17 protein-coding genes are annotated in these 13277 nt (G+C 44.2%); 12 read left to right on the plus strand and 5 right to left on the minus strand.

Annotated features, from left to right (window positions below; all coding sequences use genetic code 11):
* Positions 1–84: 84 nt before the first annotated feature.
* The 9 genes from flgB (at position 85) to flgJ (ending at position 7849) form a co-directional block, all read left to right on the plus strand.
* Positions 85–522 carry a flagellar basal body rod protein FlgB gene (flgB, locus tag Pas1_RS03535; protein WP_112294517.1) on the plus strand — a complete coding sequence of 146 codons (438 nt, stop codon included), beginning with the start codon at positions 85–87 and terminating at the stop codon, positions 520–522.
* Positions 523–543: 21 nt separating this feature from the next.
* Positions 544–954 carry a flagellar basal body rod protein FlgC gene (flgC, locus tag Pas1_RS03540; RefSeq protein ID WP_112294518.1) on the plus strand — a complete coding sequence of 137 codons (411 nt, stop codon included), beginning with the start codon at positions 544–546 and terminating at the stop codon, positions 952–954.
* Between the two features lie 13 nt (positions 955–967).
* Positions 968–1672 (plus strand): flagellar hook assembly protein FlgD, encoded by a 705-nt coding sequence (locus tag Pas1_RS03545; RefSeq protein WP_112294519.1) that lies wholly within the window; start codon positions 968–970, stop codon positions 1670–1672.
* A 51-nt stretch (positions 1673–1723) separates the two neighbouring features.
* Positions 1724–3304 carry a flagellar hook-basal body complex protein gene (locus tag Pas1_RS03550; RefSeq protein ID WP_112294520.1) on the plus strand — a complete coding sequence of 527 codons (1581 nt, stop codon included), beginning with the start codon at positions 1724–1726 and terminating at the stop codon, positions 3302–3304.
* Between the two features lie 39 nt (positions 3305–3343).
* Entirely contained in the window at positions 3344–4084 is a 741-nt protein-coding gene (gene flgF / locus Pas1_RS03555) for a flagellar basal-body rod protein FlgF (RefSeq protein WP_112294521.1), read from the plus strand.
* A 41-nt stretch (positions 4085–4125) separates the two neighbouring features.
* Positions 4126–4914 carry a flagellar basal-body rod protein FlgG gene (gene flgG, locus Pas1_RS03560; protein WP_112294522.1) on the plus strand — a complete coding sequence of 263 codons (789 nt, stop codon included), beginning with the start codon at positions 4126–4128 and terminating at the stop codon, positions 4912–4914.
* A gap of 62 nt (positions 4915–4976) precedes the next feature.
* Positions 4977–5615 carry a flagellar basal body L-ring protein FlgH gene (locus tag Pas1_RS03565; RefSeq protein ID WP_225971643.1) on the plus strand — a complete coding sequence of 213 codons (639 nt, stop codon included), beginning with the start codon at positions 4977–4979 and terminating at the stop codon, positions 5613–5615.
* A 120-nt stretch (positions 5616–5735) separates the two neighbouring features.
* A complete protein-coding gene (locus tag Pas1_RS03570; protein ID WP_255537591.1) occupies positions 5736–6812 on the plus strand; it encodes a flagellar basal body P-ring protein FlgI in 1077 nt (358 codons plus the stop codon).
* A gap of 20 nt (positions 6813–6832) precedes the next feature.
* A complete protein-coding gene (gene flgJ / locus Pas1_RS03575) occupies positions 6833–7849 on the plus strand; it encodes a flagellar assembly peptidoglycan hydrolase FlgJ (RefSeq protein WP_192874763.1) in 1017 nt (338 codons plus the stop codon).
* Positions 7850–7877: 28 nt separating this feature from the next.
* Here the strand turns inward: flgJ and Pas1_RS03580 are convergent, their stop codons facing one another.
* Positions 7878–8237, minus strand: coding sequence for a hypothetical protein (locus tag Pas1_RS03580; protein ID WP_112294525.1), 360 nt, complete (start codon positions 8235–8237; stop codon positions 7878–7880).
* 107 nt (positions 8238–8344) lie between these two features.
* On the opposite strand from Pas1_RS03580, the gene Pas1_RS03585 reads away from it, so the two are divergent.
* The 3 genes from Pas1_RS03585 to Pas1_RS03595 all read left to right on the plus strand — a co-directional run bounded on the left by Pas1_RS03585 (position 8345) and on the right by Pas1_RS03595 (position 10495).
* Positions 8345–8671, plus strand: a complete 327-nt coding sequence (locus tag Pas1_RS03585; protein ID WP_112294526.1) for a hypothetical protein — start codon at positions 8345–8347, stop codon at positions 8669–8671.
* Positions 8672–8947: 276 nt separating this feature from the next.
* Positions 8948–9199 (plus strand): helix-turn-helix transcriptional regulator, encoded by a 252-nt coding sequence (locus Pas1_RS03590; protein ID WP_088526006.1) that lies wholly within the window; start codon positions 8948–8950, stop codon positions 9197–9199.
* Entirely contained in the window at positions 9200–10495 is a 1296-nt protein-coding gene (locus tag Pas1_RS03595) for a type II toxin-antitoxin system HipA family toxin (RefSeq protein ID WP_112294527.1), read from the plus strand.
* A 102-nt stretch (positions 10496–10597) separates the two neighbouring features.
* On the opposite strand, the gene Pas1_RS03600 is transcribed toward Pas1_RS03595, so the two are convergent.
* The 4 genes from Pas1_RS03600 to Pas1_RS03615 are packed head-to-tail and all read right to left on the minus strand — an operon-like array spanning position 10598 to position 13277.
* The gene (locus Pas1_RS03600; protein ID WP_112294528.1) at positions 10598–10888 is read right to left on the minus strand and encodes a hypothetical protein; all 291 of its coding nucleotides are present in this window, start codon (positions 10886–10888) and stop codon (positions 10598–10600) included.
* Positions 10889–10946: 58 nt separating this feature from the next.
* Complete coding sequence (locus tag Pas1_RS03605) at positions 10947–11837, minus strand: flagellar motor protein MotB (RefSeq protein ID WP_112294529.1); 891 nt, start codon at positions 11835–11837, stop codon at positions 10947–10949.
* The gene (locus tag Pas1_RS03610; RefSeq protein ID WP_096672496.1) at positions 11821–12561 is read right to left on the minus strand and encodes a flagellar motor protein; all 741 of its coding nucleotides are present in this window, start codon (positions 12559–12561) and stop codon (positions 11821–11823) included. Before Pas1_RS03610 ends, Pas1_RS03605 begins: the two co-directional genes overlap by 17 nt.
* Positions 12543–13277, minus strand: coding sequence for an RNA polymerase sigma factor FliA (locus tag Pas1_RS03615; RefSeq protein ID WP_112294530.1), 735 nt, complete (start codon positions 13275–13277; stop codon positions 12543–12545). The genes Pas1_RS03610 and Pas1_RS03615 overlap by 19 nt, the downstream gene beginning before the upstream one ends.

A 13277-nucleotide genomic window follows, 5' to 3' on the forward strand; every position in this document is an offset into this window, starting at 1 on the left:
AAAATGCCATTAATAGGTATTTGCAGTGCTACAAAACCTATTACGGCTGACTTAAGGATTTCTTTAGGGAAATTGGAGAAATAAATGGATAAATTAGACGCGCTCTTTGATTTTAATGCAACCGCCCTGCGGGTGAGGGCTCAACGCCAAGAAATTTTAGCAGCCAATATCGCCAATGCAGATACCCCGAACTATAAAGCACGGGATATCGACTTTGCCGCATCCCTCAAAAAAGCCCTCGAGGCCAATGTGGCTAGTGCAGCCAATAATTCTGCGGTGAGTTCCAACGGCAATATATCCCTTGCTACTACTCATGGTCAACATATTCCGGGCGGTAACGGTCTCAGTGAGGCTGACTTGTTGTATCGCCCCTTGATTCAGGGAAGTGTAGACGGCAACTCGGTTGATGGTGAGGTCGAGAGAACAGCGTTCGTGGATAACGCCATTCATTACGAAGCCAATATCACCATGCTTAACGCCCAGATTAAAGATATGACCACAGCACTGAATTCTGGTAATTAATTTAGATAGAACGGAATAACTATGTCCTCCTTACAAAACGTTTTTAATATTTCTAGTTCAGCGATGAGCGCGCAGTCTCAACGCTTAAATACTGTTGCTAGTAACTTGGCCAACGTGGATAGTGCGACGAGTTCCAGTGGTCAACCCTACAAGGCCAAGCAAGTTATCTTCGAAGCAACACCGGTTGGCACATCAGGTCATCAGGGCGTTAAGGTCAATAAGGTGATTGAAGATCAAACACCCGCTCGCATGGTGCATGACCCAGCTAATCCGTTGGCAGATAAAGATGGCATGGTAGCAATGCCTAACGTGAATGCTACCCAAGAGATGGTGAACATGATCTCTACATCACGCTCGTATCAAAACAACGTTGAAACGATGAACGCTGCAAAAACGATGTTGCAAAGAACTTTAACCATTGGCCAAAACTAAATAGGACCACACGATGACTACTATCCAAAATAATCCCAGCGTGACTACATTGCCAAGTGCGACTAATAATTCAAGTGCCGCTGGTAGTGCAAGTGCAGCGATTAGCGCCTCTGCTAGCTCTGCCTCACAAATACAGGATCAGTTTATGACCTTATTAGTTGCGCAAATGAAATATCAAGATCCAACTAATCCGATGAATAGTGCTGAGATGACAAGTCAGATGGCGCAGATTTCAACAGTCGATGGCGTGAATAAACTCAATGGCTCCATGAATTCACTATTAACACAAATGCAAACCAATGAAGCTTATCAAGCTTCCAGTATGGTTGGTAAGAGCGTCATGGTTCCTGGCAATACTTTGAACTTGACTAAGGGTCAAGCAAACTTTGGTGTGCAATTGAGCGCACCCGCAAGTTCACTCAAAGTCAATGTGTTAAATGCTGCTGGTCAAACTGTCAATGTGTTGACTTATGGTGCTGAGCCTGCTGGCACAGTGCCACTTTCATGGAATGGTAAAGATGCTGCTGGCAATCAATTGCCTGATGGTAAATACACTTTCCAGTTAGCAGCTAACGTCGCTGGAAAAAATGTGAACCCAACTGGTTTAACAGTGGCAAGCGTTACTGGCATTCTGAATCCTACAGCAAATACTAGTACCCAGATCATGTTGGATAACAACACGACTACCAATATTTCGAATGTGGCACAGATTCGTTAATTTGCAAGCTAAATATCTACTAATAATACTGTTCATCACCAAAGGATTTATATGTCACTCGTCGAAGGATTAAGCGGTTTAAATGCGGCCTCAGAACATTTGAGCGTGTTAGGTAATAACATTGCCAATAGTGCAACTGTGGGTTTTAAGGCTTCGAGTGTTGACTTTACCAATGTTCTAGCGCGTCAACTCAATGCTGCTAATTCTGGATCACCAGTACAAACGGGTGGTGGCGTGCTGGCATCCAATGTGATGCAGTCTTTTACACAGGGTCCGATTAATACAACTACAGCACCACTTAATGCAGCCATTGTTGGCCAGGGAATGTTTGTATTGAAAGATCCTGTTTTGGGTCAGACAGTTTATACGCGCAATGGACAATTTACCGAGAGTGATACTGGATTTTTAGTAAATGGCTCTGGGTTTAAGGTTTTAGATATCACTGGTACGGCAATTCAATTGCCATTAGCACCGAATGATATTCGCCCTGGCTCAGCCAATACCAATCAGGTAGATGCGATTGGCTTTAATTCACCACTATCTCCTTATGGCACGGTTACTTTTGGTGGCTTAAGCTACACCAATACCGATGGCAAAACATTGACTGCTGCGCAAGTTGCATCCTTGTTTAGCGGCTTACAAGCGGGTGATACACCTGATACGATTGCAGCTCGCTTTAGCAATTCTGCTACGAATAATTACCCACTATTTACGCCTGCCAATAACACGGTGAGCTTTAATAATCTCGCCGCCAATGAGAGCATTACTGTCGCAGGGATGACATTTACCGCTGGTGCATCAGGCGCAACAGCAGCGAATGTGGCAGCAGCCTTTGCCGGTCTAGCGGATGGCACTGTTAAAAATAGTGTGAGCGTGACTGATGGCGTCATTAATGGCACTTTAACTGGCGTTAATACTACCGGCGCACAAGTCAGTAATGGCGCTCTTGCTTTTACCAATAGTAATAACACTACCAATATACAATTACCAGTAAGTGCTTCGAATGGAAATACTCCCAGTGTTGCTAATGCAGCACCAGTGCGTACTGGCCTATTTGGTGGTGTATTAAGTAATTACAATACGCTCGCTGCAGTACCGGCTAATATTCCGACAACCTATTTAGGTCAGAACATTACACCCGCTCAGCAAGCAAATACGAGTTGGGTGCAGGCAACTTATACCGGATTTGGTTCACAACCAACAATTAATGTAACTGCATCTGGGTTCTTGACAGGATCTAATCCGCTAGTTGAGACTAAGACTCCTGGAACAGTTATAGCCCATTTAAATACCATGGCTATTGATGAAACTGGCACCATTATTGGCACTTATAGTGATGGTCTAACGAACACCATTGCACAAATTGGTGTGGCTACTATTCCTAGTTACACCGGCTTAAAAGCAGTAGGTAACGACACTTGGGTACAAAGCTCAAAATCTGGTACACCTGTTCTGGGTACGGCGCAATTGGCAGGTAGCAAGATGCAAGGTTCTGCACTTGAGGGCTCCAATGAGAATCAAACACAAGACATGGTGGCTTTACTAGCAGCACAGCAGGCTTATCAAGCCAGCGCTCAAGTGGTCAAAATTGAAAATCAAATCTATCAAACCCTAATTGGTATGAACGGTTAAGACGGATAGACGATGAGAGCTGAAAGCTAAGGAGAAAATATGGATCGTATTATTTATACCGCAATGACTGGAGCCCAACACATCTTGGACCAGCAGGCGACGAACTCCAATAATTTGGCTAACGTATCGACAACGGGATTTAAAGCTCAGATTGATTCCTTCTTATCTGTGCCAATTAAGGGTGGTAGCTTAGATACACGCTCTTTTGTAGTCAACGCATCGGGTGGTACAGACTTTAGCCCAGGCGCTATTAAACAAACAGGTCGCACCTTGGACGTGGCGATTGAAGGTAAGGGCTGGTTTAGTGTGCAACGCCCTGATGGATCAGAAGGTTTGACCCGTAATGGATCATTCAAAATTAGTGAGAATGGTATTTTGCAAACTGCTGGTGGACGCAATGTGCTTGGTGGTGGTGGCCCAATTACCATCCCTCCAAACGTGAATATCTCCATTGGTGCTGATGGCACGATTTCTAGTGTTGATCCTGCAGTCAGTGGTGGTCCATCCACCCCGATTGACGTGATCAAGCTTTCTAATCCTGATGAAAAAAGTTTAGTGCGTGGAGACGATGGCCTATTTAAATCTTCTACTGGCGCTGGCTTTACAGCAGACCCCGCTGTGAAGGTGGTCAATGGCGCCTTAGAAGATAGCAACGTGAGCGTGATTCATAGTATGGTCAATATGATTTCTTTGGCCCGTAGCTTCGATATTCAAATGCAGCTCATGAAGAATGCTGAGAATAGCGACCAACAAGCCGCTCAGCTCTTCAATTTAAGTTAAGACTTTATGTGTCAAGATGCACCTAAATTAAAGGAAATAAAATGATACGCTCGCTCTGGATTTCAAAAACTGGCCTAGAAGCACAACAAACCCAAATGGATGTGATCTCCAATAACTTGGCGAACGTGAGTACATCTGGCTTTAAAAAATCACGTGCGGTGTTTGAGGATTTGCTCTATCAAACCCTACGTCAGCCTGGCGCCCAATCATCGCAGCAGACCCAATTGCCTTCTGGTATGCAAATCGGTACCGGTGTAAAGCCCGTAGCTACTGAGCGCATCTTTACTCAAGGTAACTTGCAGCAAACTAGCAACAACACTGATATCGCCATTAACGGTAGCGGTTTCTATCAGGTCTTGATGCCAGATGGCACAACCCAATATACCCGTGATGGCAGCTTCCAGATTAATAGCACTGGTCAGCTGGTCACTTCAAGTGGTTATACGATTCAGCCGCCGATTACAATTCCGGCTAATGCTCAGACTGTGACTGTTGCCGCTGACGGTGTGGTTTCTGTCACTTTGCCAAATACTGTTGCGCAAACGCAAATTGGCCAAATTCAGTTGGCAACCTTTATTAATCCAGCAGGTTTGAGTGCAAAAGGTGAGAACCTCTATGCAGAAACTGCAGCCTCTGGTACACCGAATCCATCGAATCCTGGCGCCAATGGCACCGGTGTTTTGGTACAGGGTTTTGTGGAAACTTCTAACGTGAACGTCGTTGAAGAAATGGTCAATATGATCCAAACGCAACGCGCTTATGAAATCAATAGTAAGGCGATTACAACATCCGATCAGATGTTGCAGCGCTTGGCACAATTGGGTGGTTAATTCAAATGCGTTTACCGTTTAATTCTCACTTGAACGCTTTATCTTGCGGCTCTACTATCAAAATGATCAGTGCCATCTCGGCACTATCGATCTTGGGAGCTTGTGCAGTAACGCCCTCGACAATTACGCAAAATCCGGGCCCAGGAACTACCCGTTCTTACGCTGGACAAGCTGCTCCTGGAACTATTTATAGCACTGGGAGCTATCGACCCATTTTTGAAGGTAATCGTGCCCGTGCCGTAGGCGACACTGTCACAATTGTGGTGGACGAGAGTACTCAGAGTAAAACGACTTTAGATAATTTGTCATCTAAGACTGCATCATCTACTGCTACTGCAAAAGACCAGTTTGGTAATACGGTCAGTCCAACTTGGAGCTGGGCTAATGGTCTTTCAAATGAGAACAAGGGCGGGGGGCAGCAAGACAATACTTTTACAGGCAGCATTGCAGCAACTGTGCTCGAAGTATCACCTAATGGGTACTTAACAGTAGCAGGCGAGAAGCAAATCGGCTTTGATGAAGGTGCACAGTTTATTCGTTTCTCAGGAACGGTTAATCCAAAAATGATTACTGTTAATAATACAGTGGATTCCAATACAGTAGCTGATGCTCGTATCGAATATCGTACTAATAACACCATGGATAGTTCTTATATGGCGAGTTCCGTAACCCGTTTTTTCAAAACCATGTTGCCTTTCTAATTGCTTATGTTATTGCTAAACAGAACCCATCGTTTTTCATTGTTTAGAGCAGACAAATCACCTCAGTGGCTAAAAAGTCTTGTGGTGTTTTTGGTCGTTTGCGCTGGATTTTTGGCAAGTATGGTGATTGCTCCTACTGCACATGCAGAACGTATTAAAGATTTAGCAAATATCCAAGGCGTTCGTAGTAACCAATTAATTGGTTATGGCTTGGTAGTGGGTTTAGATGGAACTGGTGACCAAACTACGCAAACTCCATTCACCCTCCAGAGTACCTTGAACATGTTGCAGTCCTTAGGGGTTACTCTGCCTCCGGGTACTTATTCACAAATTCAGTTAAAAAACGTAGCTGCAGTAATCGTGACTGCCAACTTGCCACCATTTGCGCAAATTGGTCAAAACTTAGATGTCACCGTCTCCGCTATGGGTAACGCAAAAACACTGCGTGGCGGCACACTCTTATTAACACCCTTAAAAGGTGCTGATGGACAGGTTTATGCCATGTCCCAGGGTAACGTCGTGATTGGTGGCGCCAGCGCATCCGCTAACGGTAGCTCAGCAACCATTAACCAGCTCAATGCTGGTCGTATTTCTGCGGGAGCAACGGTTGAAAGAACCATTCCTAATAATTTGTTGGGTATGGAAATGGTGAGCCTTGAGCTAAGGCATTCTGATTTTTCAACCGCCAGTATCGTTACCTCTGCAATTAATAAGCGTTTCGGTAAACCGATTGCATTTGCTCAAGACTCTAGAGTGATTCAGATTGACCCGAATACCGTAGAAAACGGCAACCGCGTGCAATTCTTAGCCGCCCTAGAGAGTATTGATGTGATTCCGGCAAAGGGTGAGGCTAAGGTCATTCTTAATGCGCGTACTGGTTCGATTGTGCTCAATCAAACAGTTGAGCTAGAGAACTGCGCTGTAGCGCACGGTAACTTGACTGTTGTTATCAGCACAACGCCGGTGATTAGTCAGCCAAGCGCATTTTCCAATACGGGTACTACTGTTGAGGCTAAGGTATCCCAAGTTAGTCTGAACCAAGACCCTGGTAATGTGATTCAGTTGGCTGGTGGTGCATCATTATCTGATGTGGTTCGCGGACTCAATGCGGTTGGTGCCACACCGCAAGACTTGGTAGCTATTTTGCAGGCCATCAAAGCAGCTGGTTCGCTACGTGCTGAACTTGAAATCATTTAAGTCATAAAGATAAGAACGCAATGGCATTGCCTAGCAACTCTATTTCGGCGTCTGATGCCAGTAACCAGCTGGCATTAGATACCAATAGTTTATCTAGCCTAAAAAAATCTGCCAAAGAGAACTCTCCTGAGGCTATCAAAGGCGTTGCTAAGCAATTTGAGGCGATCTTTATCAATATGATGCTCAAAAGTATGCGTGAAGCCAGTCCACAGGACGGCCCTTTTAATACTGAGCAAAACAAACTCTACACTTCGATGTTTGATCAGCAGTTGAGCCAAAAACTCTCATCGGGCAAAGGTATTGGCTTGGCTGATGTATTGGTGAAGCAATTGAGTAAGTCTGCGGGCATTCCAACGGATTCACTGAAGCCAGGGGATGAGCCTATTACCTCCAAAGCTTTAGGTCTGAATCGCTTTGATCCCAATACTAGTTCAAAAGTGGCTGCCTATACCTCAATGGCATCTATGTCTAGTGCTAAAGCGAGCCCGTCTTTCATGGATAAGGTCTCCAAACTCTTTACTTCGCTAGAAGATGCAGGTGAGGCAATGGCCTCTTCTGTGGGTAGCACTCTAAAAGAAGCGGTTAGTTCTTTTACGAACAAAATGGCTAGCTATGCACAGCAGGCTAGTAATGCTTCTGGACTACCGGCACACTTTATGCTGGGTCAAGCTGCTTTAGAAACAGGTTGGGGTAAAAAAGAAATTAAAGGGGCTGATGGCACCCAGAGTAATAATTTATTTGGCATTAAGGCAGGCGGCAGTTGGACTGGTAAAACTGTTTCTGCAGTCACTACTGAATATATAAATGGTGAAAAGCAACAAAGAGTCGAAAAATTCAGAGCCTACGATTCTTATGCAGACTCATTTAAAGATTTTGCAAACTTGATTTCTAGTAATCCACGCTACCAGAACGTTCTCAACAACCTCGGTAACATCAATAGCTATGCTGACGCAATGGCAAAAGCGGGGTATGCAACGGATCCGGATTACGCCAAGAAGTTGGCTAGTGTGATTAAGCGGGTGAGCAATCCCTCTTAGTGGGTTCGGGTAAATTAACCCGCTAGGTTTATTGCACCCACTCTTTGAGGGGTACTAATTGTTCGTCTATAAATGCTTCCATTACGAAGCGATCGGCACCACTAAGATTGGGGTTGATGTGCTTGAATAATAGAAAAACAATCATTTGAATGGCATTTTTACGAAATTCATGAGGAAACATGACGTTCACTTGCAGATTCGAGGCGGCTAGGACGCTTTTAGAGTCAAGGGATCTTAGTTCTGGAATTTGACTCTTTTGACCATCTATCATCCTCACTAAAGCGACTTTATATTCAGCCCCACTGCGCATGCCGTCATTAAAAGCCTGACACAGCAGTCGGGCAGCTCTTTTGTCGGCTACTCTGATTTTGGAGGTATTGGTTTTCAAGGGATTTGGGCTATAACGTCCTAGGATACCGCTTCATTTTAGAGGATGTCATAATGCCATGACTATTGAGATGTATTGTATTCAAAACTATTAAAACTGGACCCTGTATGGCTGCCTTAACCGAATCCGAGCTCATTGAAAGATTATGCAGAACCTTTAACACCCAGTTTTCTGGTAACCGTAATGCCATGCAATCTCTGGCAACGACTATTGAAGTCTCAGAAAATTTACACCCTGGATTACGCGGTCTAAATGGCAAGAATTTTTTGTCCTCATTCACAGATCGTATGAATGTTTGGCACCCAGATGAGGTGAGAGCACTCGTGATTGATATGTTGATTCATTTGGTCAAAGAAAAAATCACTACGGATTCATCAAAACAAGCTCTCAGCAGAGAGATTGACGGCTACTTATTGCCTATCAAATTTTGGTGATGTGAACAGGCTCATTGCAGTTATTCAGGATGAGACTGGAAATGACCTCTTCATGAGACGCAAGATTGAGGGCTAGACTCTCAACGAACTGCATCTTGATAGCCATTATTAAATTGGTGGGTTATTCACTATTAGTTAGTGGTGATATACAGTAATATTTCCCGATCGGGAATATATGCCTATAATTTGAGCAAATAATCTATAAATTTCCCGATCAGGAAATTATGTTGAAAAAATAGGCATATTTGATTAAAATTTCCCGAACAGGAAATATTTATGAGCACATCCATTCAAAATTCAACAGATTTAGGTAGTCTGATCCGTGAAACTCGTAGGCGTTTGAAATTGACTCAACCACAATTGGCGCTCGCCGCTAACGTGGGGGTAAGGTTCATCGTTGAACTGGAGGCGGGTAAACCCACGCTGAGATTGGAAAATATTCTCAGGGTGTTGCAAGCCTTGGGTGGTGTATTAAGCGTAGAGGGCATGGACCCATTTATTGTAAACAAGCAAGAGGGTGCGCGCTAAATGGTTCGAGAACTAAACGTCTGGTTTTTTGGTGAGTGCGTTGGTGTGCTAACTCAAGACGAGGGTTATCTGTCTTTTCGATATTTACCTCAATGGCTAGAATCAAAAAATGCTAAGCCTCTTTCGCACTCTTTGCCTTTAATTCCCGAATCATTTGGCGACAAGATTACAAAACCTTTTTTTGCTGGCTTATTGCCAGAGGGTGACAAGCGTGATGCAGTAGCCAGCATCTTAAAAGTATCCAGTAAAAATGATTTTGCATTATTGGATGGTATTGGGGGTGAGTGTGCAGGTGCATTGATTTTATTGGAGCCTGGTCAAATACCTCCTCTAGAAGCGTATGCAAGTGAATCGATAGAGTGGCTTAAGGAAGATCAATTACTTGGAGTCCTAGAGAAGCTGCCGAAGCGACCATTGCTTGCTGGAGAGTCCGGATTAAGACTTTCTCTTGCAGGAGCCCAAGAGAAGTTACCGGTAGTTGTTAGAGAGGTGCAGAGTGAGGTTGCTCGAGGTAATTATTTTGAAATTGGCCTACCAAAAAATAATATTCCCAGCTCGTACATACTTAAGCCAGAGATATCGGATGTGGATGGAAGTGTTTATAACGAAGCCTTTTGCCTTGCCTTGGCTAAGGAGCTAAAGCTAAGTGCAGCTACCGCTCAGATTGGCTGCACAAAAGGTAAAACGTATTTGTTGGTAGAACGATATGACCGTTTTTGTGACAGCAATGGACTATTAACAAGATTGCACCAAGAAGATTTTTGTCAGGCATTGAGTGTGGGTCCAGAGTTTAAATACCAAAATGAGGGTGGGCCATCTATTGTCGATGGATTTGCATTGGTACGTAAGGTCACCACACCGAGTGCCCCTAATCTTTTGAGGCTACTGGACTACATCATCTTTAATTGCTTGGTTGGTAACAACGATGCCCACGCAAAGAACTTTTCATTACTATATGGTCGAAATGGAATTCAATTAGCGCCACTCTATGACGTGTTATCAACAGCGGTCTATCCAGGTCTTACCGATAGTATGGCCATGAAGATTGGCAGCAAATACCGCTTCGATGAATTGCATGCACGCCATTGGGTACAGATGGCCGAATCTGCCCAGTTAGGTGCACCTCAATTAAAGAGGAGAGTACTTGAGATCGCTGATGTATTGCCAGGACTTGCGCAGAGTCTTCACACTCAATTCAAAGCCAATGACTTGGATCACCCAATTCTTGGTCAAATTACTTCATTGATTGAGGGGCGCTGTAAAACAACAATCAAGCGCTTTGCTATCAGCGAGTAAATACATGATGACTGGCGGAGATCAATTTTTGAAGTGAGCAATTTTCTCTTGATTAAGCTAGTCGCCGATCAATTAGAAAGGCGAAGAACTTATAGCTCAGTTTTATTTTTTAATCGCCATTTCTTTCATTTTGTCCCGCATACCCTTTAATTCAAACTCGACGCTTTCTACGCGAGTGCTAACACTGACCACTTTTTCGCGGGTCGATTCAAAAGCATCAATTGCATTACGGGCTTCTGCCTGATTTTCTTCAATGATTCTAAATAAAGTTTTAATGACTTTTTCTTGCTTATCAATCGCATCACTCAACTTGACCACGAAAGCAGCAATCCCGATCACCATAATGATAAAGATAATAAAGAGGAGGGGGCCGAGTAGATCAAGGAATGACATAGGGTGAGATTATAGCGTCAGTGTGTTTAGTTGGTTACAGACGGCACTCAAATCAACTTTATTGACTCTTCGTTTCCATAGGCTGATTCTGGGGCTGCACCGCTGGTTGCACTAACTTAGCTGGTGCAATATCGGAACCGGGTTGTTGGACAGAATCGTTCAATAGCAAAATAGAAACCCTTCTATTTTTTGCTTTCCCTACCGCAGTGTCATTTGAATCTATAGGTCTGGATGAACCAAAACCGGTTGCACTTAAACGTGATTCGCTAATGCCTTTTTGATTCAAGATATTCAGAACAGTTGTTGCCCTGATAGCAGAGAGTTCCCAGTTGGAGTTAAAGGCTTTGGTATTGATGGGTTGGTTATCGGTGTGACCTTCAATATCAATTGCTTGATCACTTTTAGCCAAAATAGGGGCAATTTGTGCCAGCGTATTGAGCGCAGCAGGGCTAGTGACACTGGCTGAGCCGGGGCTAAATAAATAGCTATCAATGATGTCAATACGCACCCCTTTAGAGGTTTGCATTACCCCGATTTTGCCGTCCTCTATCAGTGGTTTTAAGGCCTTAGTCAGGTCTTTCTCAACCCGATTCATCTTCTCACGCTTGATAAAAGCCATGTCACGTTTGAGCCTGATCAGACCCAAGGGGTCTATGAGGATTGGGCTTGCGTCAGTTTGAGCCCCTGCAATATCACCGTTAGGCTTAATTTTGGTATCTAGCTTGTTATCCCCTTCGGTGGCTTGCAATGGTGCAAAGGCGGATATTAGAGAATTAGATAAGGCGTCATACTTTTTTTCATTAATGCTGGAGCTGGCATACATCACGACAAAAAACGCAAAGAGTAGGGTAATGAAGTCGGCATAGGACACCAACCAGCGATCATGGTGTTCGTGATCTTCTGGGCGCTTACGTCGCTTAAGGGGTGGGTTTTTAAAGGAGGTATCCAGACAAACGGTCCTCTATCACTTTGGTATGTTCGCCATAAGCAATCGATGCTAAAGATTCAACGAGCATCTCGTATTTGGAAACTTCAAGTTGTAAAAGCGTTTTGAGCTTGTTAGCAATCGGAATGAAAACCAGATTGGCCAAACCCACACCATAAATCGTCGCTACGAAGGCAATGGCAATACCGCTACCCAGTAAGGTCGGGTCAGAGAGGTTTTCCATTACATGGATTAAGCCCATCACTGCTGCCAAAATACCAATCGTGGGCGCATAACCACCAGCAGAGTCCCAAATCTTGATGGCATTACGCTCATGAAGTTCATATTGGTAAATATCATTAGCACCGATTTCTTTAATGGTTTGCGGTGGCGCACCATCAATCGCTAAACGTAGGATCTTCTTAACAAAAGGATCGGGAGTCTCAACCATAAAGTTCTCGAGCTTTAAGACACCTTCTTTTCTGACCACCATGCTCCAGTGTGAAATCTCCATAGCCAAAGCCGTACGTTGATCAACAGGTTCAACAAAGACATATTTGAGTTTGGCAATGCCACTGCGAAAGTTCACGGGGCGACTCTGCAGTAAGACTGCGCCAAATGTACCAAAGGTCACAATGAAAAAGGCTGAGGGCTGCAGGAGTGAGCCTATTCTGCCGCCATCAATCGATTGACCAATCAAAATTCCGATTAGTGCAAGTGCAATACCGCCTAGGCTGGCCCAGTCCATAATTTCTCTTTTAAGGTTGCGCGTATCCGAGCGACTGCTTGGCTATGCATTTGGGAAACACGAGATTCGGTGACGCTCATCACAGCGCCAATTTCTTTTAAGTTGAGTTCTTGTTCGTAATACAAGCCCATCAACATTTTTTCTCGTTCTGGCAAGGCGTCAATCGACTGTTTAAGGGCTTCTTTAAAGTCTTTGGACAGTAAGCCATTAATGACATCACTTTTATTATTCTGAATAAAGCGATCCAAGAAATGATCTTCTTCTTCGCTCTTATGGACATCTTCAAAATAAATGAGTTGATGGCCACTACAGTCAGTCAACATCTGAAAGTAATCGGCAATATCGAGGTTGAGCTTTTTGGCAACTTCGATTTCTGAAGGAGCTCTGCCAAGGGTTTGTTGCAAGCTAGCAATCGCTTTTTCAACATCGCGCATTTGTTTGCGAACATTGCGAGGCAACCAGTCCGCGTTACGCAGTTCATCCATGATCGCCCCATGAATGCGCTGGGTCGCATAGGTCTTGAACTGGGCACCTTGATTATCTTGGTACTTACCAGCGGCATCTAGCAAACCCATCATGCCTGCTTGGATCAAATCATCTGCCTCAACACTAGCTGGTAACTTGGCCTTGATTTGATAAGCCATTTTTTTGACCAGGTCGGCGTATTGGTGGACCAGCGTTTCTTTCTGGTCTGTTTTTCCGTCGGCCTTGTACAT

Origin of the sequence: Polynucleobacter paneuropaeus, assembly GCF_003261235.1 — a bacterium.
In the GTDB taxonomy this organism is placed as follows: domain Bacteria; phylum Pseudomonadota; class Gammaproteobacteria; order Burkholderiales; family Burkholderiaceae; genus Polynucleobacter; species Polynucleobacter paneuropaeus.

Excerpts from the sequence above, each read along its gene's own strand:
- Pas1_RS03615 (WP_112294530.1), bottom strand. The coding sequence starts at position 13,277 with ATGTACAAGGCCGACGGAAAAACAGACCAGAAAGAAACGCTGGTCCAC.
- Pas1_RS03590 (WP_088526006.1), top strand. The coding sequence starts at position 8,948 with ATGAGCACATCCATTCAAAATTCAACAGATTTAGGTAGTCTGATCCGT.
- Pas1_RS03570 (WP_255537591.1), top strand. The coding sequence starts at position 5,736 with ATGGTGATTGCTCCTACTGCACATGCAGAACGTATTAAAGATTTAGCA.
- flgF (WP_112294521.1), top strand. The coding sequence starts at position 3,344 with ATGGATCGTATTATTTATACCGCAATGACTGGAGCCCAACACATCTTG.
- Pas1_RS03565 (WP_225971643.1), top strand. The coding sequence starts at position 4,977 with ATGATCAGTGCCATCTCGGCACTATCGATCTTGGGAGCTTGTGCAGTA.
- Pas1_RS03545 (WP_112294519.1), top strand. The coding sequence starts at position 968 with ATGACTACTATCCAAAATAATCCCAGCGTGACTACATTGCCAAGTGCG.
- Pas1_RS03550 (WP_112294520.1), top strand. The coding sequence starts at position 1,724 with ATGTCACTCGTCGAAGGATTAAGCGGTTTAAATGCGGCCTCAGAACAT.
- Pas1_RS03600 (WP_112294528.1), bottom strand. The coding sequence starts at position 10,888 with ATGTCATTCCTTGATCTACTCGGCCCCCTCCTCTTTATTATCTTTATC.
- Pas1_RS03585 (WP_112294526.1), top strand. The coding sequence starts at position 8,345 with ATGGCTGCCTTAACCGAATCCGAGCTCATTGAAAGATTATGCAGAACC.
- Pas1_RS03595 (WP_112294527.1), top strand. The coding sequence starts at position 9,200 with ATGGTTCGAGAACTAAACGTCTGGTTTTTTGGTGAGTGCGTTGGTGTG.
- Pas1_RS03610 (WP_096672496.1), bottom strand. The coding sequence starts at position 12,561 with ATGGACTGGGCCAGCCTAGGCGGTATTGCACTTGCACTAATCGGAATT.
- flgG (WP_112294522.1), top strand. The coding sequence starts at position 4,126 with ATGATACGCTCGCTCTGGATTTCAAAAACTGGCCTAGAAGCACAACAA.
- flgJ (WP_192874763.1), top strand. The coding sequence starts at position 6,833 with ATGGCATTGCCTAGCAACTCTATTTCGGCGTCTGATGCCAGTAACCAG.
- flgC (WP_112294518.1), top strand. The coding sequence starts at position 544 with ATGTCCTCCTTACAAAACGTTTTTAATATTTCTAGTTCAGCGATGAGC.
- flgB (WP_112294517.1), top strand. The coding sequence starts at position 85 with ATGGATAAATTAGACGCGCTCTTTGATTTTAATGCAACCGCCCTGCGG.